Origin of the sequence: Gracilimonas tropica DSM 19535, assembly GCF_000375425.1 — a bacterium.
Lineage (GTDB): Bacteria > Bacteroidota > Rhodothermia > Balneolales > Balneolaceae > Gracilimonas > Gracilimonas tropica.
The window spans coordinates 594,566-620,090 of the sequence record NZ_AQXG01000002.1; the positions used below are offsets into that span (position 1 = coordinate 594,566).

A 25,525-nucleotide genomic window follows, 5' to 3' on the forward strand; every position below is an offset into this window, starting at 1 on the left:
CTTCAGTTATATGCCTATCTTTTTTTGAAATGAAATTCGGGCTGATTGCAAAAATCAAAACCTGTAATTCTTATCTTCTTGACTCACTTAAAACAAAGCCATTTATGTCCCTGTTACTCGTAGCAAAAAAACGTGATTTCAGTTCCCTTGAGAATGCACTGCTTGAAAAAGATCCAAACTTAGATGTAGAAATCTGGCCTCGGGTTGACAAGAAAGAACGTGTGACTTTTGCGGTATGCTGGGATCACCCCGAAAAAGTATTAGGTAACTACCCCAATTTGCGGGCCGTTTCCTCTTTGGGAGCCGGTGTCAATCATTTATTGGATGATAAAAGCCTGGATGACGACGTTCCAATCTGCCGGCTCATCACCGGTTCATTACAAGAGCAGATGGCCGAGTATGTGTTGAATGCGATCCTGAATTACCGCCATAATTTTTATGATTATGTGGAATTGAAAAAGAAGGGATCTTGGGAACAGAAAGGCATCATTCCAAAAGATAACACCTCAGTGGGCATCATGGGTTTAGGGGAAATGGGAAAACATGTTGCAACATTATTGGAGCAACAAGGATACAAAGTTTCCGGCTGGAGCCGCTCAAAAAAAGAGCTTAAAGGTATGGACTCTTTTGCCGGCAAAGAAGAACTCGATCCTTTTCTGAACGCAACTAACATTCTTATAAACCTGCTTCCCCTCACACCGGAAACCGATGGAATTCTGGATCTTGAACTTTTTAAAAAACTAAAAAAGCCAGGCTATCTGATCAACGTGGGCCGTGGAGATCATCTCGTGGAAGAAGACCTTATCTATGCTTTTGACATGGGGTATCTGCAGGGTGCTTGCCTGGATGTTTTTGAGGAAGAACCCCTGCCCAAAAACCATTCCTTCTGGAATAGGAAGCAAATTATGATCACCCCTCATGTAGCTGCTATTACTCCTGCAAAGGAAGCTGCTGAATTGTTGGTTGAAAACTATAAACGAGCTATGTCTGGAATGGAATTGTTGTATGAAGTAGATAGAGAAAGAGGGTATTGATTCTTAGCTATCAGCTTTCATACCTCAGCGATCAGTTTTACTTAGAATAAAAACAACGGAAATCTTAAATAAGACCGTACTATCTAAAACAGTTAGATAGCACTGAAAGCTAAAGACTGACGGCTAATAGTTAATCACCCAAACAACCTCACTGCCTGATATCCAAGCCATACAAATATCAATCCAAACACCACTTGTATTCCAAGGTTAGCGAGACTCATCAATAGTTTGCCATTTTCGAAAAGTAAAAAGGTTTCATGAGAGAAGGTCGAGAAGGTAGTAAATCCGCCCAGGATCCCTACAAAAATAAACAAGCGTAATTCGGGATGGCCCCATGATTTGATCTCAAAAAATCCGGCTAAAAAACCGATGATGAGGCAGCCCAACAAGTTTGCTGTAATGGTTCCAACCGGAAATTTGGTATCCGGAAATTGAGACAGGGCAAAGAGCGAGATCAAATAACGAAAAACGGCTCCGATAAAACCACCGGAGCCGACTGCTATTATTTTGATGAGGTCAACATTCATGCTCAGATGCTCACTTTATGCACCCAGCCGAATTTGTCTTCCGAACGACCATATTGAATATCCGTGATGGCATCAAAGCACTTTTGAGCAAACTTACCGGGTTTCTCCCGATCCAGAGTTATGGTTTTTCCTTTGTGATGAATTAACCCTACCGGAGAGACCACGGCTGCGGTACCCGACCCAAACACTTCTTTAAGCGTTCCATCTGCATGCGCCTCAAACAATTCATCGATCGTGATGCGGCGTTCTTCCACATTCAGCCCCCATTCCTTAGCGAGAGCGATCACAGAACGACGGGTTACCCCCGGAAGTATGGATCCGGTAAGCGCCGGTGTTACCAGGGTATCACCAATTAGGAAATGAATGTTCATGGTTCCCACTTCCTCAATATATTTATGCTCTTTTGCATCCAGCCACAGTACTTGTGTGTAGCCGTCTTCTTTAGCTTTTTTAGCCGGGAGAAAACTTCCGGCATAATTTCCGGCTGCTTTGGCTTCCCCGGTTCCACCCTTAACTGCCCGAACATATTCATCCGTGGTAGTTAATGAGACGGGATTAAAGCCCTCAGCATAGTATGCTCCTACCGGGGAAGTAATAATTTGGTAGGTAAATTTATCAGAAGAGCGGGCAGCCAGCAGATCATCCGAAGCAAATATAAATGGACGAATGTATAATGCCGTTCCGGCCTTTTTCGGGATCCACTGATGATCTAATTTTATGAGTGATTCCAGTGCATCAATGAACATCTCGTATTCGGTTTCAGGGATGCACATTCTGCGGCAGGAATTATTGAAACGTTCATGGTGGGTCTTCGGCCTGAAGATATGAACCGTTTGCTCATCCACATAGTAGGCTTTCATTCCTTCAAATACAGCCTGCCCGTAATGCAGTACATTCATGGCCGGAGTGATCTCAAAAGGACCGTAAGGTTTTATGACCGGCTTTCCCCAATTACCGTCCACATGGTGCATTTCAAACATGTGGTCTGAGAATTTTCGGCCAAACACAAGGTTATTAAAATCAACCTCATGAATGCGGCTTTTTTCGACGGGTTTTATGTTTATATCGGTATTGGAAATAATCTCATTCATCATACTTTTAAAATAACACGTTTCGGATTAAATAACAGTGCCGGCCTCATTAATAATGGTTAAAAGGAGATCATCCTGTACTCTGCATGGCAGCTGCTATTCCATTGATATTCAGGAACAGTACTTCAGTAAGTTCCTCTTTTTGTTTATTTGATTCTGCTTTTTTCCATCGTTTCAACAATTCAGCCTGAATAAAATTCAGCGGATAGGTAAACGGATTACGAAACGAGATCGAGTTCTGTATCACTTTGTTGTGATCCAAAATATGCTCATAACCGGTAATAGATGTAACCCATTTTTCGGTCTGATTAAACTGATCTGTCAGTTTTTGATGAAACGGCTCTCCTTCACGATTGTAAAGCGCAGATGTTGCAAGGTGAGTCCGGGCCATCTCGCGTTGGGAATTGTTTAATACAGTTTTGAAGAACGTCCACTCTTTATTCCATTTCTTGAGGATCTCGAGCGCATTGCTGTGCTCCTTTTGAACGGCATCGAGGCCTTCTGAAAAACCATACCAGCCCGGTGCATTATACCGAACCTGTGTCCATGCAAATACCCAGGGAATTGCTCTTAAGGTGTCGAAAGTCATTTCATCGGAAGAACCCCGAGAAACAGGCCGGGAAGCGATCGGCAGTTTCCCAATATGCTCAATTGGGGTGATGGCCGAATACCAATCCCAAAAATCGGGGTCATCGATCAGGTCACGATAGGCTTTCATGGAAGTTTCCGCCAGTTCCTCAATGATGGCACGTTCTCCTTCTTTTCCGGAAAGATAGCCGGGAGATTCAGAATATTGAGCCATAGTTACACGAGCCATCGCGTTTACAATTTGTTCGAGGTGGCGGTGGGTGATTGACGACAGCATATAACGGAATGAGATCACTTCTCCCTGTTCCGTAAAACGAATACGTCCATTGTTGGCCACAGCCGGCATCGCTACAATAGCCTGATTCGACTGCCCTCCTCCACGTCCCACGGTTCCACCCCGGCCATGGAATAACCTGAAATCGACATTATGTTCCCGGCAAACAGTCCCAAGTTCATACTGTGCCTTATTGAGCGCCCAATTGGCCATCCAATAACCACCGTCTTTGTTGGAATCGGAGTAGCCGAGCATGATTTCCTGGAATCCGTTACGGGATTTTAGATGATTGGCGTACAGTTTGTGCTCGTACATTTGTCCCATCAGGTCTGCACTTTTTTCAAGATCTTCGATGGTTTCAAAAAGAGGCACTACATCGAGCTGACTTTCCACTTCGCCATTTTCGGAACGCCATAATCCCACTTCCTTGGCGATGAGCATCACTTCCAGCATATCGCTAATGCCGTGCGTCATACTGATGATATAACTTCCAAAGATATCCGGATTCAATTGCAGCATATCCCGGATCTCTTCAAACACGGTCATCACTTTGGAAGCCACTTCAGAACGTTTGCTTTGAACCGGACTAAGCGGGCGCGGATTTGAAAGCTCATTCACCAACAGCTCGATCTTCTCCTCCTCACTAAGCTCGCTGTAATTATCAACTACTTTTGCTTTATGAAGTAATTCCTGTACCGTTTCTTCATGCAAACGGCTATGCTGACGGATGTCCAGCGCACTCAGGTGAAAGCCAAAGGTTTTGGCACGAATGATCAGATCCTGAAGCTTGCCCTGCTCATTCAAACCCGGCAATCCATTTTCAGCCAAGCTGTCACGGATTAGCTGCAGATCCGCAATAAATTCCTGTGCAGTATACTTCACAGATTTTTCAAGGATCTCTTTCTTATCGCCATCCAGTGCATCAAGCAGAAACTGCACCTTTTCCATGATGTGCGCCACTTTTCGGCGATACAATTCATGCTTGTATCGTTTTTTTATCCGGTTATCGATCGGAAAGTTCTTCTCATCTTCTTTCAACGATTTGCTAAGAGCTTCAGAAACAGCCGTTTGTTTATCTGAAACACTCAAATACCTTCGAAGCTCATTCAACTCATCCAGGTACATACTCAGCACCGTTTTACGCTGCTGAACTACGGTATCCCAGGTTACACTGGAAGTTACATTTGGATTTCCATCCCGGTCACTCCCGATCCACGAACGATATTTCAGCACGATGGGTACTTCGGGCCGTTTATTATAATAGGTATCAAAAGCCTGACGAATATCACGATAAAGAACCGGAATGGAATCCCAGATAGAGTGCGTGAAATAGAATAACCCGTTTTCCACTTCATCCTCCACCGAAAGTCGTTCAGCTCGCACTTCATCGGTCAGTAACAACAAATTCAATTGGTTATGGATCTCCCGGCGAAGATCAATTTTTTCATCCGGGGTGATATCACTGTCGCCCAGGCGGGAGATCATGGATGCCAATTCCTGTTGCTTCAGCAATACACTTCTTCGGCGAGCTTCGGTGGGGTGAGCCGTGATCGTTGGCTGAATGTCCATCTGGCGGAACACATCCAGCGCTTCTTCGTAGCTGTACCCGGCCTCTTTCATTCGGTAAACGGCTTCTGCAATACTTTCTTTTCGGGGAGATTCCGGGGTTTCTTCAAACTCCCTGCTTCGGTTCACCCGACTAATTTCATGCTGCTCCAGCGAGTTCACCAAATGAAAAAACGTAGTGTACATTTGAAGTACACTTTTAATCTCAGTCAGCGAAAGATCGCTCATTTCCCGTTGAAGCCGAGCCAACACTTTCTCGTTTCCTTTATCAAGTGCTTCCATGCTCTCCACAGGCAGCCGGCCTAATTTTTTTAGCAGCTCCTCCCCGTGTTTTTCAGTTACCAACTCTTCCAGGATCTCCGTTAAACTAATAACACGCTTTGACAGATTTTGGCTAATTCCACTGCTCTCGGCCAGTTTTTGGACGGTTTCTTTCCAATACATACAATAAAATTTAGTTAATGAGTAAGTGAGTGTGATGAGACTTAGAAACTAATAAAGTATTGGGTATTTTCGGAATCTGAACCAATTTAATTTAAGATACACCATGAAAAAACGCTGCAACTGGGCTGACGATACCTTTCCTGAATACATCCAATATCACGACAAAGAATGGGGAGTTCCTGTACATGACGACCAAACTCATTTTGAATTTTTGATACTTGAAGGAGCTCAAGCCGGCTTGAGCTGGTCAACCATCCTTAAACGGCGCGATGGTTACCGAAAAGCCTTTGCGAATTTCGATCCTGAGAAGGTTGCCCGGTTTGATGAAGCTAAGGTTCAGGAATTGCTTCAATATGAAGGCATTATTCGCAATAAGCTCAAAGTCAGGTCCGCTGTAACCAACGCTCAGCTATTTCTGGAAATTCAGGAAGAATTCGGCAGTTTTGATGCATACATCTGGCAGTTTGTTGGGGGCGAGCCGATTATCAATCACTGGGAAAACATGAAGGAAGTCCCCGCCAGCACCAAAGAATCAGATGCCCTCAGCAAAGACCTCAAAAAGCGCGGATTCAAATTCACCGGAAGCACCATCATGTACGCCCACATGCAAGCCTGTGGCTTGGTGATGGATCATACGGTGGATTGTTTTAGATATGAAGAATTGAATATCGAACAAGGAACATCCAACACTCAACATTGAACTACCTAATTCTTATCAACCCCTCGTTACGCAGGTCCTCCTTCGTAACGAGGTCCCGGAAGCTCCGGCTTGGCAACGAGGAAAAAAATTCTGCCTTCGATGTTCGGTGTTCAATGTTCGATATTCTTCCCGAGCCACTGCTCGATCAAATCATCCACGTATTTTACAGCAAAATCAGCTCTCTCAAGCATGGCAGAGGCTACTGCAGATCTGGCACCGGAGCGGCAGGAAACCATCACCGGTTTGTCTTTGGGGACTTCATCCATCCTATCTAACAACCGGGTATGAGCAATATTTAATGCGCCGGGAATGTGGCCTTCTTCAAATTCTGATTGTTTCCGGACATCCAGCAAATAGGCTTCTCCGGATTGCAGGTATTCTTCCGTTCTTTCGAAGTCGATGGTTTCTGTGGAGAATAACTCTCCGCCCCTTTCAGCAAATTCTTCAAGTTGAGCTGGAGTAGCGTATCCTGAGATATTATCTAATCCAATGCGGATGAGATCCAGTTTGGCTTCTTCTACTTTGTCTTCCTCAACAATCAAAAAGATCTGCTCCTCTTCTTTAATGTAAGATCCGGCCACGGTATTGAATGCCTTATTCAACGGCGACAGCAACGATCCCTGAATATGTCCGTCCATAAACGCATGCCGATCTCTGGTATCCAAAATAACTGATTGCGACAATCTTACCTGGCCAATGATTTGCTCCACCGTCATGTTTTTGGGCTTGGGAACTTCATCTAAAACAGCCGGGCCTTGTTTGTTGTCACGCTTCATGCGGGTAAAATACAAGGGCGGTTCAGGCTGACCATCCAAAATGTAATCCACAAAACTCTGTTCAGTGATGGCTGCCTTGATTGAGTCGTTAAATCGCTGTTCGTACCCCACAGTAGATTCCGGTATAGCTCCCAGCGCTTTTCCGCAAGCACTTCCGGCTCCGTGACCCGGCCAAACCTGCCAATACTCCGGCATTTGTTTGAACTGTAGTATGGAATGGTACATCACTTTGGCTGATTCTTTCATCGCACCTTGTTGTCCTGCTGCGGTTTCCAGCAGATCGGGTCGGCCCACATCTCCCACAAAAATGAAATCACCTGACAGAATGCCCATCGGTTCATCCGTAGCTGCACCATCTGTCACCAAAAAGCAGAGGTGCTCAGGCGTATGCCCCGGCGTATGTTTTGCCGTGAATTTGATGTTGCCAATGTCAAATTCATCCCCATCTTTCAGCAACTGATGCTCGTAATCACTTCCAATCACCCACTCGTATTTCCAGTCGGCATCGCCTTCATCCGAAACCAACACCTTCACTCCATTTTCTGCAAACTCCCGCAATCCGGATAGATAGTCAGCATGAATATGCGTTTCCGTAGCAGCTACGATCTTCAGATTATTCTTCCCGGCAATACTGATATAGCGATTTACATCCCGCATGGGATCTACGATGATCGCCTCTCCGGTAGCCTGACAACCGATCAGATATGCATACTGAGCTAATTTCTCCTCAAAGATCTGCTGAAAAAACATGAATGGGTTTGTGTTATTTTACGTTTTTATGAGCCGGAAGAAAATACCACATCTTAACTCCATCGAAAACCATTATGAAAGATTTTTGGAATGAACGCTATTCAGAACCTGAATTTGTATATGGAACCGAACCCAATCACTTTTTTTCTGAGCAGTTAGATCAATTGAAACCCGGAAAACTCATCCTCCCTGCAGATGGCGAAGGGCGGAATGCAGTGTACGCGGCTCAAAAAGGTTGGGAGGTACAAGCGGTGGATTACAGTTCATCTGCTCGAGAAAAAGCGCTGGAGTTAGCCAAAGAGAAAGGGATCGAAATCAGCTATGATCTTAGCGATCTCGCAGAATATGATTTCGGATCGGAGATTTATGATGCTGCGGCTTTCATCTATGTGCATTTACCGCGGTCGATCATTAAAGATGTTTACGCCAATGTGATCAAAAGTCTTAAGCCGGGCGCTAAAATTATGGTGGAAGTCTATTCCGTAAATCAGCTGGGACGTGATTCCGGCGGACCAAAAGATGAACGGGTTTTATATACGGAAGAAAAACTTCGGGATCTGCTTTCCGGAACAGAGATCGAGTGGATGGAGGAAAAGGAAATTGATCTCAGTGAAGGTAAATATCACGTTGGGAAGGCTATGGTGATTCGGGCGATAGCCGTAAGGATTTAGGCAACTTTTGCTTGACTAATGAAAACTGGAACCTGCCTGCCGGCAAAGGCAGTCTTCCGGAACTGCATTGCCAAGCCGGAGCTTGGCAATGAGCTTGTAGGTTCATGCCATTGCCTGTAATTTTACTTTTCTACAACTTTTTTATTGAGGGCAGGAACCTATATATCTCCGGAGGATAGTCAATGACACTATCTACTTCGCCTCAAAACCGGCATCCACCAGTTCACCAAAGCCACCTACATTATATACGTTCTCGAAGCCTGCTTTTTTCATAATTCGGGCGGCCTGACCGCTTCGGTTTCCACTTCTGCAGTAAAGATAGTAGGTTTCTTCTTTGTTGAGGCTATCCAGCTGCGATTGAAATTCGCCGTTCATCAGGTCATACTGATAGTCAGCTTCGGCAAGATGTCCTTCCTCGTATTCACCCTGGGTGCGAACGTCAATGATCACGCCCTTAGTCTCGGCTCTCTTTTCTTTGAATTCTTCGGTACTGATATCAATACTCATAGTTGATTTCGTTTCGGTATTTGATTTGTTGAATATGTTGAACATGATAATTCCTAAAATTAAGATTGTCGCTATTGTTAAAATCGTTTTCCACATGTTTTCAGCATTTTTGGTGAACCGGTTCTTTTAGTTTGTTCATACTTAATAATAAGGTAACCGCTGATATCATCACAATGAATCCGGAAATGGTGATGGCAAAGCCGAGGTCGAACAAATCTGCAAAAAAACCAGCAAGGAGGGCGCCCACGGCATATCCTCCATCACGCCACAATCTGAAGACTCCAATACTTTCAGCCCGGTCTTTGGGATGAACCAAATCTGCAACCGAAGCTAAAAAAGTGGGATATACCATTGCTGTTCCTATCCCAAGGAATGATGCAGCGATCACAAATTCATAAAACTCATTCAATAAGGGGAAAACCAATAAACTTCCGGCCTGCACCATCAATCCCCAAAATAGCATTCTTTTTCTTCCTGTATGATCCGAAAGCTTGCCAGTCGCTACCTGTAAAATCCCCCAGAAAGCAGGGTAAATGCCGGTAACAATTCCAACCTGATACAGATCCAGTCCGGCAGCAGTGAGATACAGCGGAAAGATTCCCCAAGCCATTCCATCTTTCAAGTTCGTTGCCATCCCGGATTGGGAAACCGCAAACAGGTTTCGATCTCCAAAAGACACTTTCCTGAACAAGTGTTCTTTACTTCGCTCTTCATTACCGTCTTCCTGGGCCTCGGCTTCAACCCAGGAGGCTGTATCGATCACAAAAAGAATAGATAGCAATAAACCAATGCCGGCAATTCCAATCCCCAAATAAAATGGGTAGGGACGTAATCCAAATTCTGAAGCAATCCAACCGGTCAAAAATGCTACAATGGCCACAGCCAGATAACCTGCAAATTCATTGAGTCCCATAGCAAGTCCGCGATCTTTCTTGCCGGCCAGATCAATTTTCATAATCACATTTGCAGACCAGGCTAATCCCTGGTTCACACCTAACAGCATATTTGCGAATACCACCCAGTTCCAGCTGTCTGCCATCATCAATATAAAAGGCACGGGCAGGCCGAACAGCCACCCAACGATCAGCATTCTCTTACGGCCGTACTGTTGGGCAAAACGACCGGCAAAATAATTCGAAGCCGCCTTAGTGATCCCAAACACAATGATGAACGAGAAAATAGCCGAGCGTGCGGCAATCCCAAATTCACTCTCGGCAATCTCTGGAAGAATGGTTCGCTCCAGTCCCACCATGCCGCCCACAAAAGCGTTGATGAGCACCAGCAGCGAGAATTGCTTCCAGTTATGTTTGAGTCCGAGCGGCTTCATTGAATCTTGTTCATGCGCTTAAACATTTGTTTGAACCGGGGAAAATTCCCGTTCGATCTTTCCTTCTGATTTGTATGCATCAATGGCTTCCGCCACATCAAAGTAGAAATTGGTGATACTGAGGCCATCTGTAATGCCTGCAATCTTAAGCTTATCTCTAACAGGACCAATGGCGCCGGCAAAATACAGTTCAACTTTTCTTTCGGCCAGGTCCTTGATGAGTTCTTCCAGGGCATGTACTCCGGTCGAGTCCACGCTGTTGATGGCCGATGCGTCTAAAACTACCAGCTTCAGTTTATCCCCTTTTCTGTCAATCAATTCATCTATGGTTGACCTAAAATGCTCCACGTTAGCAAAATATAATTCTGAATCGAATCGGTAGACCAGGATCTCTCTTTCCGTTTTTGCATCTTTGTAGCGGTTAATGTTTCGGAAATTTTTCGTTTCGCCCAATCGACCCAATTCCGTGCTGTGTGGTTTGGTGCTGTTGTAGATCACCATTCCCAGCGATAACAGCACTCCGATCGCAATACCTTCTTCAATACCTAAAGCCAGTGTAGCGATGAAGGTTGCCATCAGCATGGCAAGGTCCTTTTTGTCAGTCTTCCAGAGGTGCTTCATTTCGTGAGAATCAAACAACCCGGCTACGGCAACTATAATGATTGCCCCCAGCACAGCTTTGGGGAGATAATAGAACAGTGGAGTCAAGAAAAGCACAGTCAATGAAATGATTACGGCGCTAATGATAGATGCCATGCCTGTACTAGCTCCAGCCTGATCGTTCACCGCTGTTCTGGAAAATCCACCCGTAGTTGGATAACTCTGAAATAAGGCACCTCCAATATTTGCTACTCCCAACCCGATCAACTCCTGGTTAGGATCAACTTTGTAACCTCGCTTGTTCGCAATGGCTTTGGCGACCGCAATAGACTCCATATATCCCACCAGCGAAATCACCAGAATAGTCGGAAATATAACTTCAAAATCGGACCAGCTGAATGAAGTAAGTTTAAAACTTGGTAGTCCTTCCGGAACTTGTCCTACAATAGCCACCCCTGCTTCATGCAGACTAAAGAAATAGGTGACCAACGTTCCCAATCCAACGACTACTAAAGCTGATGGAAAGGTTTTCTTCCATTTTCTGAGGAGGATGATGGTTGCTACGGAACCGAAACCGATCAATGCTGTGAATGGGTCGATTTCACTTGCTTTCTGGATCGTATTCATCACAATCTCGTGCACATAATTAGTGCGGGGGATGTCGATCCCTAAAATGCTTTTAACCTGACTTCCGCCAATGATCAACGCCGCAGCTGAGGTAAACCCGCTTAAAACGGGATGCGATAAAAAATTCACCAAAAAGCCCATTCTGAACACGCCCATGAAGAGCTGGAAAAGCCCCACTCCCATGGCCGTCATGATAGCGAGCTGTATAAATCGGTCACTGCCGACTTCGGCTATTTCACCAACGCCTGCTAACACAAGTAGCGATACCATCGCAACCGGCCCCACAGCTAACTGCCTCGAGGTTCCAAAAATCGCATAAAGAATGAGCGGTACAATGGAAGCATAAAGTCCATAGATAGGTGGAAGTCCCGCAAGCATAGCGTACGCCATTCCCTGTGGGATAAGCATGATTCCCACGGTAATACCTGCGTTCAGATCGCCTTTGGCATCTTTTCCAGAATAGGATTTGATCCAATCCAGAATAGGGATGTATTTAGTAATGGATGATTTGGATTTCATGATTTTGGTTTTTGGAATGGGGTTGGGAATGCAATATGGCCTTGGCTACAGACACCCTCCGCATATTTTAGCGAGCTAAAATTCTGAACCTCCCTCAAGGGAGGAATTTCCTTAACTGTTTCAGATATCTAAAACCTTATTAGTCTCAGAAACTTTCAACAATCTTGGAAAGTCTCTCCTCAAGCGGAGATCAATTCAAAAAACTGTTCCTTCTTGAATTGTGAGGGGTGTTGGTTTACAAGTCAAATAGCCTCTCCAACTACCTATTCAGTATGTCAATGTTTTCATTTTTTATAGAACCCGACAGACATTTCATCTTCCGGCGGGTTGGGTTTTCGGGGTACAAAAATGGTGACTCTCTTTTAACCGGCCCCGGTTATTTGGCCGGGCTAGCTGCCCGACCTATATTAGCGCTCGTTCTGAATGCAAGCTGGAACCACCGGTTCCACTTCGTTCAATTAAGCCGTGGCGGCTGCTTTGGATTTGTAATTTTCCCAAGCATCGTCAATGAGAACAACTTCATAACCGTTGCGTTGCAGCAAGGCTGCGGCTACGGCAGAACGCCCGCCGGCCTGACAGTGAACTACAACCTTTCGCTCACTCGGCACTTCTTCCATTCTTGGGAGCAATCGGGTGTGCGCGATGTTTTGTGCGCCTTCGATATTGCCTTCCTCAAATTCAGAAGCTTTGCGAACATCCAGGATCTGGTAATCATCATTTCCTACATACTGATCGATCTCATCGAATTTCTGTACGGTGATGGTTTCCAACTCGCCGCCTTGCTCTTTATAATGGTCCAGATCGGTTGGGGTTACGAATCCAACGATGTTATCCAGGCCAATTCTGTATAAATCACGAACGGCTTCTTTCACACGGTGCTCTTCCACGATCAAGTAGATCTCTTCCTCTTCGGTGATGTACGAACCTGCTACGGTGTTGAACTGCTTGTTTAGTGGAGAGAGCAATGATCCGGGAATGTGTCCTTCGGAAAACTCATCTCGTTCACGGGTATCAAGCAGAGCTACATCGGTATTTCCGGCTAATTTTTTCAGCTCATTCAGGTTGAGGTGTTTTGGTTGTGGAAGTCCTTTCAGCACTTTAGGCCCGAGCTTGTTGTCGCGTTTCATACGTGCGAAATAAAGCGGGGGCTCTGGCTGACCTTCCAGAATAAACTTCACAAAGTCATCCTCAGAAGTCGCTGATTTGATGGAGTTATTGTATCGCAGCTCATATCCAACGGTAGTTTCGGGAATAGCTCCCAAAGCTTTTCCGCAAGCACTTCCTGCTCCATGACCCGGCCATACTTGCATGAATTCAGGCACTTTTTTGAAATCTTCTACTGATTTGAAAAGTGTTCGGGCAGAAGGCTCCATCACATTGGCTTGTCCTGCAGCTGATTCCAGCAAATCAGGCCGTCCAACATCTCCCACGAAAACAAAGTCGCCGGTGGCAATACCGATCGGCTCATCCGCGGCGGCTCCATCTGTGATGAAGTAACTCAAATGCTCGGGGGTATGTCCCGGGGTATGCCACGCTTTAATGGTGATATTACCGATGCTAAATTCATCGCCATCGTTTAATAATTCGTAGTCGTAATCGCTGTTCATCAGCCATTCGTACTTCCAGTCTTTGTCACCTTCGTCTGAGGCATAGACTTTTACTCCGCGCTCGGCAAATTCCCGCAGACCGGAAATGTAATCAGCGTGAATGTGAGTATCGGCCGCGCCTACGATCGTGAGATTTTGGCTGGCTGCATGCTCTATATATTGATCGATGTCTCGCATCGGGTCAATCACGATGGCCGTGCCATTTGCCTGGCAACCGATCATGTAAGCATATTGTGCTAATCGCTCGTCAAAGAATTGTTTGAAATACATGGTGTTTCTCCTGTGTTGTTTTGTTTAAATATTCTTGGAATTCAAAAATCTGAAATCAGGATTCAGAATGCTCCTTTCTGAGTTCTGAGTCCTGAATTCTGAGTCTTTCTTCATTAATGAGGTAAAGAGTCTCTAAGCATACCATAGACGTACGTTCCTGCTATTGCTGACAAAATAGGGATGATCATCACCGTAATTCCGCTTCCAAGCAGCGCAAACATTGGGCCGGGGCAAGCACCTAAAAGCGCCCAGCCAAGTCCGAACATGCTTCCGCCTATTATATAACGCTTCCATTGAGTAGCATCTTTTGGCGGGATGGTGATGGGATTTCCTTTTGTGTCCGTAATGTTATTTCTCTTAATGATCTGAACGGAAATAATGCCTACCACTACAGCAAGCCCGATAATTCCGTACATATGAAATGAATCAAACCGAAACATTTCCTGAATTCGAAACCAGGACACGACCTCGGATTTCACCAAAATGAATCCGAAAGCAGTTCCTATCAATAAATATTTGAGATATTCTAAAAATTTCATTGTTCTGCCTTATTTAATTAAAGAATGAGAGGATAAATGAGATACGTCATCAGCAGGCCACCGATAAAGAAGCCGATCACGGCCACCAGTGAGGCGAGCTGCAAATCAGACAGGCCAGAGATCGCATGTCCGGACGTACATCCACCGGCATAACGAGCACCAAAACCCACCAAGAATCCTCCCAGAACCATCACTGTAAGACCGGCCGGTGTTCCGATCACATCCCAAGAAATGAGGTCGGTCGGAACCATTCCGCTAAAATCATTGATCCCTAATGCTTTCAGATCTGTTATTGTTGAAGAAGCCAGGTTTATGGGTTCCGGATTTGCGAATATATATCCGCCTAAGAATCCTCCTATAATAGAACCCACTAAAAAGACCAGGTTCCAGGAACCGGCTTTTTTCCAGTCGTAATTGAAAAACTCAATGTTTCCAAAATTACAGGCAGCACAAGTATGTCGAAGGTTTGCAGATACACCAAACATCTTACCGCCAAGCAGCAAAAGCACCGGAACGGTAAGTCCAATAATCGGACCCGCAATGTACCAGGGCATAGGTTGTGAAAGTATGTCCATCTTTATGAATAGTTTTCGTTCTTATTTTTTCTTCGGTTCAATGATACCAGAGTTTTTTAATTTGTAACAACATGTTATAACAAGTATATTAAAACCTGCTTTTATAAAGATTTTGGCATTGACCTAAATAATTAGCAAAAATGAAGTTGTTATTTACAAACGATCATTTTGCAAAGTATAGATTCTGAATCATGGAACAACACGTATCAAAACACGAAAAAGTAGAGAAGCATTTACGCAAAGAGATCACCGGCGGATATTACGAATCAGGAGAAAAACTTCCTTCCGAAAAAAGATTGTGTGACTACTTCAAGGTAAGCCGTGTCACCGTAAGGCATGCTTTACAAAACCTGGAGAATGACGGATTGATCTACCGAAAACAGGGTGTCGGAGCTTTTGTAAGTGATCAAACATATAAAAGTAATCTGGTACACCTTACAGATTTCTCCGAAGATATGCGGCTTGCGGGTTTAAAAAGCAGTTCCAGGCTCATATCCTTACAAAAGGTAGACCCGATAAAAGAGGTCAACGAGATCCTTGGGATCCGACCCGATATGAAGCTCATTCGAGTTGACCGGGTTCGATTGGGAAGCGGTACACCGGTTGCATTTGATATCACCTGGCTGCCTCCGGGTTACGGACAATTATTATTTGATGAGAACCTGACTACGCAAACCATTTATGATATCATTGAAGAAAAGTATGAGATCCCGATACTTGCCGGAAGTTATCGGCTTACTGCCATCAATGCCGATGAGTACCTGGCCGGACATTTGCAGATGGAGAAAGGAGATGCCTTGCTGGAGATCGATCGTTGCTCCCGGACAACCGGGGATAAAAAAGTGTATTTCCAAAAGAGGTATTATAACCCCGATCATGTTTCTTATGTGATCGAATTATCCCGAAATGAAGATTCAGAGGAAGCCTCATCCAAAGAAGGATTGCCACTAAAAGAATTCATACCTGAGTTTGTGAAATAGACATAAAAGCATCATCTTGCCTTCAATTTACATGAATACAACAAATATTATTATGGGGAAATCAAGTTACTTACGCCAACTCTTTACACTTTTGTTATTTGGATTCTGTTTTGCCTTGCCGTCTCAAATTCTGGCCCAGGAGAATGCAGACAAATGGCTCAACAAAATGAAAAATGCCATTATTGAGGAAGGCACTAATGTAGAACAGATCACAGCAGAGGTCGAACAAACCATCATGTCTCCCATGGGAGAAGTTAAGATTTCCGGAACCACCACGGTGAATTTCGAGACCGGAGACCAGCGGGCAAAATTACAAACTCCACAGGGTACTGTTGAGGTGGTGATAGAAGACGGTAAAGGGGTGAATAAAATGGGTGGACAAGAAATCCCCCTCTCAGATGCTCAAATGGCACAAATACGTACCGAAACCCAGAGAAATTATCTGTATATCGCCTTAAATAAGGATTCTCTGGATGCAGAATATTCAGGAACCGAGACTATTGATGATGCAGAACATGCTAAAATCAAGATCGGCCTCACGGTTCCGGTTACTTATTATATCAATACCCAAAGCGGGCTACCTGCGAAGATCACTTATGCACAGTTTAACCAACAGACCGGACAGGAAATTGATGTTGAAGTGCAGTACAGTGACTGGCAAACAGTTTCCGGTGTTACCTATGCCTTCAAAGTAGACTCGTATGCCAACGGGCAAAAAGCGAGCACCGGGATCACCAAAGAACTTACCGTGAACGAATAATCATTAAGGAGGTCAGTGATGTCGGTTTGGGACAATGAGTATCCATCAAGTTCAGAGTATGCGCATTATTATGCAGGATATGTGGCCAATGTGCCTAAAGCGAATATCATTGAAACACTGAAGGAACAGATGCACGACACTTACACCTTCATCAATTCTATTCCCGGGGATAAAGCTTATCATTCTTACGAAAAAGGAAAATGGACGATCAAGCAGATCATCGGTCACCTGATCGAAACCGAACGTGTATTTTCTTACCGGGCACTTGCCTTTTCCCGGCGGGATCCCAATCCGCTTCCGCCCATGGAGCAAGATGACTATGTAAAATATTCCAATTACAACAGCCGGACGATCAGCAACCTCGCAAATGAATACCTGGCAGTACGCATCGCTACTACCCACTTGTTCCAGAATATGACTAAAGAAATGGTTTCATTAAAAGGGATTGCCAGCAATGCAGAGTTTACCGTTCGCTCGCTCCCCTTCATCATTGCCGGGCATGAGCTGCACCACATGCAGGTTATTCGGGAGAAATATTTGTAAGAAGGCTTTGAGTCTTGATTCAGGCATCTCACATCTCCCTTTGAAGGGAGACCGCTTGGTTGCCTCAGCATCAAAACAGAGGGATGTGCGTCAGCTACGCTGGAACACCGTCTTTAACCGGATCCGACTTTCCCAAACCTGCATTCATTATTTTATGTGCCAACACATCCTCATCTGAAATTTCCGGTAGTTCCAGCTCCTTTCCTTCGTCTATCCATCTCGAAAGGATATGGATGAAATCAGGATCAATTTTGTAGACAACTTCTCCCCCAAGGACTTCCAAAGCAGCTGCATTACAAAGCTGTTCATACTGATTTTTGATTGGGATCGTAAGTAACTTCTTTCCTAAAAACATGGTTTCCGAGGTAGTCTCAAATCCCGACGCAGAAACAATACCCAGACAATTTTCAATGCTGTCCAAAAAAGTATCTTTCCCTACCGGATGTACCCGAACATTACCTCTTACATAAACCTCATCACAAGTTGGTGAAAAAATATGCCATTCTGTTTTCTTAACCTGACTGAAGATTGAACATAACGTTTCGTGATCGAAAGCAGGCAGGTAAACAGTCACATGATCTCCACTCACAGGATTCAGTTCCCGAATCTGCCGGCGGATGATCGGTGGCTCAATGAAATCATCATAACGCATATAGTGTGAACCAACAGCAGTGGTGCATGGAGCAAAATGCCTTATTACCGATTCAGCAAGCAATGATCTTTTAGGCGGACGAGGTGTTTTTTCAGATAAGAAGGAGCACTGATGGCTAATGGCAACACAGGGAATTCCTGCTCCTTTTGCAGCCCAGGCCGTAACCGGTTCAAAATCATTGACAACAAAATCGTACTCATCAACAGGCAGCTTTTGAATATCTTGAATGAACTCAACCGGGTGTAGATTCAAAGCCGTATCTAAAAAGTCTATGCTGCCTTTATTATCGTAAGCGAGGCTCATTCCACGGGCTTTGAAATCAACGGGGCCATCAATATTCATTTTAAAATTATACCCGCTGATGAGCACATCCACTTCGGCATGTTCCCTAAGCTTTGGCAACACCACTCGCGCACGGCTGATATGGCCATGACCTGTGCCCTGTATGCCATACAGTATTTTCATCCGATCATTACTTTTTGATCGAAGGTGTGGCTCTTCATGAGGGTATTGATCCGGGGATTTTCCTGAAGTACCATATCCTCACTGTAGCGGTACAAATTCCACTCTTGACCGTCATATTCCAGGCAGGTTAGATTTTCTACCCAGTCGCCGGAGTTAAGATATATTACCGAGCCTTTTTCGTTTTCAAATCCGCGTATTTTGGGTTGATGGATGTGCCCGCAAACCACATAATCGTACCCCTCTTCGATGGCCAGTTCCATGGCTGTCACCTCAAAATCATCAATGAAATTTACGGCCTGCTTTACGCTGTCTTTGATCTTTTTGGAAAGGGAAAATTTTCCATATCCCATTTTTTCGGAGATGGCATTCATCCAACGGTTCAGCAAAATCAAAAGTTCGTAGCCTTTTCCTCCCAATTTGGCCACCCACTTGCTGTGCTTCATGGTGATGTCGAAAATATCTCCGTGAAAGAACCATACCTTTTCTCCGTTCATCTCCAATACCAGTTTATCGCGGATGAAAAGCGGCCCGAGCTGCAGGCTGGAAATTTTCCGTAAGGTCTCGTCATGATTGCCTGTCAGGTAGTAAATATCGGTGCCGTTGGTCATCATGGTGATGAGTGTTCGGATGACATGCATGTGCGCTTCGGGCCAGTAATATTTTTTAAAATTCCACATGTCGATGAAATCCCCATTCAGGATGACTCGCTTTGGATCAATGGAATTGAGATATTGTACCAGTTCAACCGCATGGCATCCAACCGTTCCAAGATGGATATCAGATAAAACAACGGTATCGAGAGGTCGCTTCATAGCCTTAGATGATTTTTGGCTAAAGATCTCCTTCTGATGTTATGTAAGCATATCTGAACTGTTACTATTTCATTATCAGTATTCTGCCTAATCTTATTGCCAGAATTAAAAATGAAAGATTCAAAATGAAAAATTATTATACAGTTATAAATCCCCCATCTTAAATCTTAAATCTTGAATTTCCATGAGTGAGCAAAAGATCGTCCACGTACACCTGCCCGAAAATGAAGTTTTCAAAACAACCTTAACTGCCGGTAAACATGAATTGATTGCTGATGAACCGGAAAGCGTTCAAGGCGGACAAGATTCCGGCCCCGACCCTTACGATTATCTGTTAATGGGACTCGGTTCCTGTACCCTGATGACCGTTAAAATGTATGCTCGTAGAAAAGGCTGGGTAATTGAGGATATGTACCTGGAGCTTCGCCATAACAAACGTCACGCCAAAGATTGCGCTGAGTGCGAAGACCCTAAAAGCAAGATCGATCATATCGAAAAGGAATTGATCATTAAAGGAGATCTTTCTCAAGAACAGTTAGATAAGCTGTTGGATATTTCCAAAAAATGTCCCGTTCACCGCACATTGGAGAGTGATATTTCCATAAGCAGTTCCCTAAGCAACAGGTAGATATCCGTTTTGCATATTATTGAATAGCCCGAATAAACGATTTTCCATTTTCAATCGAGTTCTTCATATTCCGACATCATTTTCTGATCTCAAATCTCACGCTTATGAAGTCTGAAGCCCTGCGCATCTTGAATAATGCCATCTTTGAAGCTCAAACATGGAAGCCCGGCCGCTCCCGAAATTCTCTTGAAAATGACTTCTACCAACTTATGTTCAATGGCCCGTCTTTAGGTGACCATCCTGAATTGTGGGCTGAATTCCGAAAAGCCCTTGCCCGCAACGAGCATCTGCAGGATGCAGAACTCCGCGACTTCCTTACCCGAAAAAATTATGCCCGCGAAGGATACTGGTGGTTTGATCCGACGGAATGGAAGGAATGAACATCCAACAAGGAACTTCGAACATTTAACGTTCTTACCGGGATTTTGTACAATTTTTTTAGAGTTTCAAAATCGCATTCAACCTTTTCACTCCAACGCAGAGCGAGGTAACATCGAACAAGGAATATCCAACATCGAGGGAATAACGTTCTACATTGGATATTCGATGCTCTTTGTTCGATGTTCTAAACGGCTTCAATCCCTTCTTCATACGCTTCCATGGGAATGCAGGAGCAAACAAGATTTCGGTCGCCATAAGCATCATCCACACGAGAAACGGACGGCCAGAATTTGTTGAATTTAAGATCTTCCAGCGGAAACGCGCCTTTTTCTCGGGAATAGCTGCGAGTCCACTCATCTGCTACCATTACACGCTGGGTGTGAGGAGCGTTTTTGAGCACGTTGTCTTCTTTATCAGCTTTTCCGTCTTCGATTTCCTGAATTTCTTTTCGGATAGAGATCATAGCCTCACAAAAACGATCGAGTTCTTCGATGGACTCACTTTCCGTTGGCTCGATCATTAATGTACCCGGCACAGGGAAACTCATAGTAGGCGCATGGAAGCCATAATCCATCAGTCGCTTGGCCACATCAACCGATTCAATGCCGGCAGATTGCTTAAACGGACGAAGATCCACAATAAACTCATGTGCAGAACGACCGGTTTTTCCGGTGTACAGAATTTCATAATGATCTTTCAGCCGGTCTTTGAGATAATTCGCATTCAGAATCGCATATTTCGTCGCATCGGTCAGCCCATTGCCTCCCATCATGCGAATGTAAGCGTAAGAGATGGTGAGAATGCTTGCACTTCCCCATGGCGCTGCCGAGATCGCAGTCACCCCTTTTTCACCACCCATTTTTACAACCGAATGAGAGGGTAAAAACGGTACTAAATGTTCCGCAACTCCGATAGGCCCCATTCCGGGACCTCCGCCACCATGAGGAATACAGAAAGTTTTATGAAGGTTCAGGTGACAAACATCCGCCCCAATTTCACCGGGACTTGTAAGACCAACCTGAGCATTCATATTGGCACCATCCATGTACACTTGTCCGCCATGCTTGTGGATGATCTCGCAGAATGCCTTCACTTTGTGCTCAAACACACCGTGGGTTGATGGATAGGTGATCATCAAGGCAGCCAGGCGATCGCTGTATTTTTCAGCTTTGGCGGCTAAATCATCACTGGAAATATTTCCGTGGGAATCGGTATCCACAACCACTACATCCATACCGGCCATGACCGCACTGGCGGGATTGGTTCCGTGAGCCGAGGATGGGATCAATGCTACATTTCGGTGATCATCACCATTGGCTTTGTGGTAGGCACGAATCGTCATCAATCCGGCATATTCTCCTTGAGCTCCGGAATTCGGCTGCAGCGACATTCCCGCAAAACCGGTGATCTCACAAAGCTGATCGCTGAGTTCATCAAACAATTGGGTGTACCCTTCAGCTTGTTCTCGGGGAACAAAGGGATGGATTTGCCCAAATTCAGGCCACGTTACCGGAATCATCTCCGCTGTGGCATTCAATTTCATAGTACAAGATCCCAGCGATATCATAGAGTGCACCAATGAAAGATCCTTGTTCTCCAATCGCTTCATATAGCGAAGCATCTCATGTTCTGAGTGATACAGATGAAATACTTCGTGATCCATGTACTCAGACATTCTTGCCAGGTTATCAGGGAATTCAACCTGTATACTTTCTGCTTCGGCAGAAATATCAAACTCTTTTTCACTCCCAAGTGCTTCCGCAAAAATATTCAGAATGAGCCCGGCATCTTCCAGGTTTTTGGCTTCATCAAAAGAAATTCCAATAGTTTTATCATCTGCATATCTGAAATTTACTTCGTGCTGCTCAGCCACTTTCCGAACTTTGGATGCATCAGCTTTCACCGTGATGGTATCAAAGAATATATCGGTCTCAACTTCTACACCCATTTTTTCCAAACCGGCTTTTGTCAGCTTGGTCAAGCCATGTACTTTAGAAGCAATTTTCTTTAATCCTTCCGGACCATGATAAACCGCATACATTCCTGCGATCACCGCCAATAAAACCTGGGCTGTACAAATATTGGAAGTCGCTTTCTCACGTCGAATATGCTGCTCACGTGTTTGAAGCGCCATTCGGTACGCCGGTTTGCCTTCAGCATCTTGCGTTACCCCAATGATGCGGCCGGGAATTTTACGCTGGAATTTTTCTTGGGTAGCAAAGAAAGCGGCATGCGGTCCTCCATACCCCATCGGCACTCCGAATCGTTGTGATGATCCTACCACAACATCGGCTCCCATTTCGCCAGGTGCTTTCAAAAGTGTCAATGCTAAAAGATCTGCCGCCACTACAGCAAACACATCATTTTCATGAGCGGCTGCTATAAGATCGGTATAGTCTTCCACCGTTCCGTCGGTTGCAGGGTATTGCAGTAACATTCCAAATAAGTTGGGATCGGTTACATCCAGATCTTTATGATCTCCAACCCGGATCTCTACTCCAATGGGTTCGGCCCGGGTTTGCAGCACTTCAATGGTTTGCGGATGACACCATTCAGATACAAAAAATACATCCGCTTCTTTACGCTTTTTGCCTTTTCGCTGTCCGTACAACATGCTCATTGCTTCAGCTGCAGCTGTTCCCTCATCCAGTAAAGAGGCATTCGCAAGTTCCATGCCGGTAAGATCAGAAACAACGGTTTGAAAGTTGATCAGCGCTTCAAGCCGTCCCTGGGCGATTTCAGCCTGGTATGGCGTGTATGCTGTGTACCAACCCGGATTTTCCAGGATATTCCGCTTGATGACATTGGGCATCAGCGTATCATAATACCCCATTCCAATAAAGGATTTGAAGATCTTATTCCTGGAAGCCAGCTTTTTGAATTCAGCTAAAAAGTCGGCTTCACTTAGTGAATCCGGAAGTTCCAGCGGTTTTTCAAGGCGGATACCTTCCGGGATGGTCTCATCGATCAGTTTATCGAGTGAGTCGGCCTTGATAACCTCCAGCATTTTTTTAATTGATTCAGAATTGGGTCCGTTGTGGCGATGAGCAAATACTTCTTGATCGAAATTAATGTTCATTTAAGACTGAAAATGAGGGTTTTTCTTTTTGGATTGGAACACAGAATACCGGCTGTCCATTTCGGAAAGATATCCTTTGAAAACTGTATCTGTAAAATAAGGAAAAATCAACTCAAAAAGAGAGTTATGAGGGCTACAAATAATTCAGTTTCTCAGATTTTTTTGATTTATTACAGGTCTTTACAAAATCCTATATCCGCTAATCAAAAATACCATCATGGGAAAAGCTGTCAAATTAATGGCTGTGGTCTTTGTACTTGCCACAGGCAACCTCTTTGCACAAAATACAAGTACATTAACTATTAGCATCGAACCGGATCCGGTCACGGTCAAGGTCGGTGAAGAAATTCAACTTAAAGCCACCTTAATGGATGGGGAAAAAGTCCTGCCCGATACCATTCTTTTCTATTCCAGAAATGGCTACGATCTTGAAGTTAGCCGCGAAGGATTCGTCAAAGCCAATAAACCCGGAACGTATTCTGTGCTCGCACTTCGGTCGGGTCCCAGAGATCAACGAGTCATGAAACGATTTGAAGTTCAGGTTCCATTTCCACCAATTGCCAGTTTAGAGTTCAAGAACATTCCCGATAACTTTTACTCAAAGACAACTTATGATCTTAATGTGGATGTGATCGATGAAATGGATCTTATCCGGGAAAATCCAAGCTTAACGTTCAAGAGCAGCAACCCCTCGGTTGCCATGATAAGTCATGGGAAACTCTTAGCTTTGAAGCCCGGAAAAGCCACGATAACCGCTTCTTCAGAAGGAAAATCGACGGAGCTTTCGGTAACTGTCAAGAAAAATCCTGCTTCAGAAATTGTGATCGCTAATACAGAAACCTCGGTACGAACCGGCGATGTGATCACCTTAAATGCAAATGCAAAAGGAAGCAACGGACGTTCAATTGAGGTGCCTATCACTTATTCTTTTGTAGCTCAGCCCGAAGACAATTTAGGACAAGGAGCTGAAGGTCAGATCAATCAGCAAGGTAAATTTGTAGCCAATGTTCCGGGAACCTTCATCCTGACTGCCCGTGCCGGTGATGCTGTAACCGATCAGGTGATTCAGGTACGCGAGCGGAATGTAGCCCGGGAACTTGAAGTAGTAGGACACGGAAAGGTATTGGATGTCCACACTTCTGACCTTTGGGTTTGGGAAGGAACAGATGGCCGCGATTATGCCATCACCGGAACGTGGGGAGCCAGCGGGGATGCCTATTTCTGGGATGTCACCGACCCGGCAAATTTAACTCCTATTGATACGGTTCGCGTGGATGCCCGAACGGTAAATGATGTGAAGATCTCTGAAGATGGAACCATCGGTGTTTTAACCCGCGAAGGTGCTTCCAACCGTAAGAATGGAATTGTGATCCTTGATGTATCTGATCCTTACAATGTTGAGGTCATCACCGAATATAATGACGGTTTAACCGGTGGTGTTCACAATGCCTTTATCTATGAAAATCATGTTTATGCTGTCAATAATGGCACACGTTATGATATCATCAATATTGAAGATCCTGCAAATCCTTACACCGTTAATCGTTTTGAACTCGATACGCCGGGACACTCCATACATGATGTCTGGATCGAAGACGGTATTGCTTATTCCTCCAACTGGAGAGATGGAGTCGTGGCCGTAGACATTGGCAGTAAGAACAGCGAGCTGGCAGATGCCGGAGGTTCCCCCGAAAATCCTGTTAAATTGGGAAGCTACACCTACCCCAGCGGCTGGAATCATGCAGCCTTTCCATTCAAAAGTGAATCTACCGGCGATTTTTATGTAATTGCAGGGGATGAAGCTTTCCCAAATGGACTCCCTTCCCGAAATAACCCTGCCGCAGCTGCCGGATGGATACACTTTGTTAAATTTGATGGCTGGGATAATCCCAAAGAAGTTGCCCGATACCAGGTTCCCGAAGCAGGAACACACAACTTTTGGGTTGTTGGAGATACTCTTTATGTAGCCTACTATAACGGCGGACTTCGCATCGTAGATATCTCAGGCGAGCTTATGGGGAATTTATATGACCAAGGCCGGGAGATTGCAAAGTTCGAGCCCACTCACGGCGATGCCATCGTCCCAAATGCCCCTTTTACCTGGGGACCTCAACCATATAAAGATTACATCTTCATTTCCGACTGGAATTCAGGATTGTGGTCGGTGAAGCTGTTGGAACCGGCACAACAAGGAACGAATTAATATTCAATATTCAATTGGTAGAACAGTAAT

Annotated in this window: 22 protein-coding genes; 9 read left to right on the forward strand and 13 right to left on the reverse strand. The window is 44.7% G+C overall.

What is annotated here, in order from left to right; translation table 11 throughout:
- Positions 1-104: 104 nt before the first annotated feature.
- On the forward strand, positions 105-1,034 hold the full coding sequence (locus B151_RS0106175; protein ID WP_026166520.1) for a 2-hydroxyacid dehydrogenase: 930 nt from the start codon (positions 105-107) through the stop codon (positions 1,032-1,034).
- Positions 1,035-1,168: 134 nt separating this feature from the next.
- Here B151_RS0106175 and crcB read toward each other — a convergent pair whose 3' ends face one another.
- The 3 genes from crcB to ppc form a co-directional block, all read right to left on the reverse strand.
- On the reverse strand, positions 1,169-1,561 hold the full coding sequence (gene crcB, locus B151_RS0106180) for a fluoride efflux transporter CrcB (protein WP_020402741.1): 393 nt from the start codon (positions 1,559-1,561) through the stop codon (positions 1,169-1,171).
- Positions 1,562-1,563: 2 nt separating this feature from the next.
- Positions 1,564-2,655, reverse strand: a complete 1,092-nt coding sequence (locus B151_RS0106185; protein WP_020402742.1) for a branched-chain amino acid aminotransferase — start codon at positions 2,653-2,655, stop codon at positions 1,564-1,566.
- 67 nt (positions 2,656-2,722) lie between these two features.
- Complete coding sequence (ppc, locus tag B151_RS0106190) at positions 2,723-5,524, reverse strand: phosphoenolpyruvate carboxylase (RefSeq protein WP_020402743.1); 2,802 nt, start codon at positions 5,522-5,524, stop codon at positions 2,723-2,725.
- 103 nt (positions 5,525-5,627) lie between these two features.
- Here ppc and B151_RS0106195 point away from each other — a divergent pair, with 103 nt between their 5' ends.
- Positions 5,628-6,224 carry a DNA-3-methyladenine glycosylase I gene (locus B151_RS0106195; RefSeq protein WP_020402744.1) on the forward strand — a complete coding sequence of 199 codons (597 nt, stop codon included), beginning with the start codon at positions 5,628-5,630 and terminating at the stop codon, positions 6,222-6,224.
- A gap of 110 nt (positions 6,225-6,334) precedes the next feature.
- Here the strand turns inward: B151_RS0106195 and B151_RS0106200 are convergent, their stop codons facing one another.
- Positions 6,335-7,750, reverse strand: coding sequence for an MBL fold metallo-hydrolase (locus tag B151_RS0106200; RefSeq protein ID WP_020402745.1), 1,416 nt, complete (start codon positions 7,748-7,750; stop codon positions 6,335-6,337).
- Positions 7,751-7,824: 74 nt separating this feature from the next.
- Between B151_RS0106200 and B151_RS0106205 the strand changes: the two genes are divergently transcribed.
- Positions 7,825-8,421, forward strand: a complete 597-nt coding sequence (locus tag B151_RS0106205) for a class I SAM-dependent methyltransferase (RefSeq protein ID WP_020402746.1) — start codon at positions 7,825-7,827, stop codon at positions 8,419-8,421.
- 192 nt (positions 8,422-8,613) lie between these two features.
- On the opposite strand, the gene B151_RS0106210 is transcribed toward B151_RS0106205, so the two are convergent.
- The 6 genes from B151_RS0106210 to B151_RS0106235 form a co-directional block, all read right to left on the reverse strand.
- On the reverse strand, positions 8,614-8,928 hold the full coding sequence (locus tag B151_RS0106210) for a rhodanese-like domain-containing protein (RefSeq protein ID WP_083909875.1): 315 nt from the start codon (positions 8,926-8,928) through the stop codon (positions 8,614-8,616).
- Between the two features lie 100 nt (positions 8,929-9,028).
- Positions 9,029-10,255: an MFS transporter gene (locus B151_RS0106215; protein WP_020402748.1), complete on the reverse strand. Its 1,227-nt coding sequence runs from the start codon at positions 10,253-10,255 to the stop codon at positions 9,029-9,031.
- Between the two features lie 18 nt (positions 10,256-10,273).
- The gene (locus B151_RS0106220; RefSeq protein WP_020402749.1) at positions 10,274-12,001 is read right to left on the reverse strand and encodes a SulP family inorganic anion transporter; all 1,728 of its coding nucleotides are present in this window, start codon (positions 11,999-12,001) and stop codon (positions 10,274-10,276) included.
- A 458-nt stretch (positions 12,002-12,459) separates the two neighbouring features.
- Positions 12,460-13,878 carry an MBL fold metallo-hydrolase gene (locus B151_RS0106225; RefSeq protein ID WP_020402750.1) on the reverse strand — a complete coding sequence of 473 codons (1,419 nt, stop codon included), beginning with the start codon at positions 13,876-13,878 and terminating at the stop codon, positions 12,460-12,462.
- Positions 13,879-13,991: 113 nt separating this feature from the next.
- Positions 13,992-14,417: a DUF6691 family protein gene (locus B151_RS0106230; RefSeq protein ID WP_020402751.1), complete on the reverse strand. Its 426-nt coding sequence runs from the start codon at positions 14,415-14,417 to the stop codon at positions 13,992-13,994.
- Between the two features lie 17 nt (positions 14,418-14,434).
- Entirely contained in the window at positions 14,435-14,992 is a 558-nt protein-coding gene (locus B151_RS0106235; protein ID WP_020402752.1) for a YeeE/YedE family protein, read from the reverse strand.
- A gap of 191 nt (positions 14,993-15,183) precedes the next feature.
- Between B151_RS0106235 and B151_RS0106240 the strand changes: the two genes are divergently transcribed.
- Genes B151_RS0106240 through B151_RS0106250 form a run of 3 tightly spaced genes read left to right on the forward strand, consistent with a single transcriptional unit; the run spans position 15,184 to position 17,275 of the window.
- Positions 15,184-15,972, forward strand: a complete 789-nt coding sequence (locus B151_RS0106240; protein WP_020402753.1) for a GntR family transcriptional regulator — start codon at positions 15,184-15,186, stop codon at positions 15,970-15,972.
- Positions 15,973-16,024: 52 nt separating this feature from the next.
- On the forward strand, positions 16,025-16,732 hold the full coding sequence (locus tag B151_RS0106245; RefSeq protein ID WP_020402754.1) for a hypothetical protein: 708 nt from the start codon (positions 16,025-16,027) through the stop codon (positions 16,730-16,732).
- 18 nt (positions 16,733-16,750) lie between these two features.
- On the forward strand, positions 16,751-17,275 hold the full coding sequence (locus B151_RS0106250) for a DinB family protein (protein ID WP_020402755.1): 525 nt from the start codon (positions 16,751-16,753) through the stop codon (positions 17,273-17,275).
- A gap of 94 nt (positions 17,276-17,369) precedes the next feature.
- Here B151_RS0106250 and B151_RS0106255 read toward each other — a convergent pair whose 3' ends face one another.
- Positions 17,370-18,392, reverse strand: a complete 1,023-nt coding sequence (locus tag B151_RS0106255) for a glycosyltransferase family protein (protein WP_020402756.1) — start codon at positions 18,390-18,392, stop codon at positions 17,370-17,372.
- Positions 18,389-19,204 carry a UDP-2,3-diacylglucosamine diphosphatase gene (locus tag B151_RS0106260; protein WP_020402757.1) on the reverse strand — a complete coding sequence of 272 codons (816 nt, stop codon included), beginning with the start codon at positions 19,202-19,204 and terminating at the stop codon, positions 18,389-18,391. The genes B151_RS0106255 and B151_RS0106260 overlap by 4 nt, the downstream gene beginning before the upstream one ends.
- A 184-nt stretch (positions 19,205-19,388) precedes the next feature.
- Between B151_RS0106260 and B151_RS0106265 the strand changes: the two genes are divergently transcribed.
- Positions 19,389-19,832: an OsmC family protein gene (locus tag B151_RS0106265; protein WP_020402758.1), complete on the forward strand. Its 444-nt coding sequence runs from the start codon at positions 19,389-19,391 to the stop codon at positions 19,830-19,832.
- 104 nt (positions 19,833-19,936) lie between these two features.
- Positions 19,937-20,212 carry a hypothetical protein gene (locus tag B151_RS0106270; RefSeq protein ID WP_020402759.1) on the forward strand — a complete coding sequence of 92 codons (276 nt, stop codon included), beginning with the start codon at positions 19,937-19,939 and terminating at the stop codon, positions 20,210-20,212.
- A gap of 185 nt (positions 20,213-20,397) precedes the next feature.
- Here B151_RS0106270 and gcvP read toward each other — a convergent pair whose 3' ends face one another.
- Positions 20,398-23,292 (reverse strand): aminomethyl-transferring glycine dehydrogenase, encoded by a 2,895-nt coding sequence (gene gcvP, locus B151_RS0106275; RefSeq protein ID WP_020402760.1) that lies wholly within the window; start codon positions 23,290-23,292, stop codon positions 20,398-20,400.
- A gap of 217 nt (positions 23,293-23,509) precedes the next feature.
- Between gcvP and B151_RS0106280 the strand changes: the two genes are divergently transcribed.
- Positions 23,510-25,495 carry an LVIVD repeat-containing protein gene (locus B151_RS0106280; RefSeq protein WP_020402761.1) on the forward strand — a complete coding sequence of 662 codons (1,986 nt, stop codon included), beginning with the start codon at positions 23,510-23,512 and terminating at the stop codon, positions 25,493-25,495.
- Positions 25,496-25,525 lie beyond the last annotated feature (30 nt).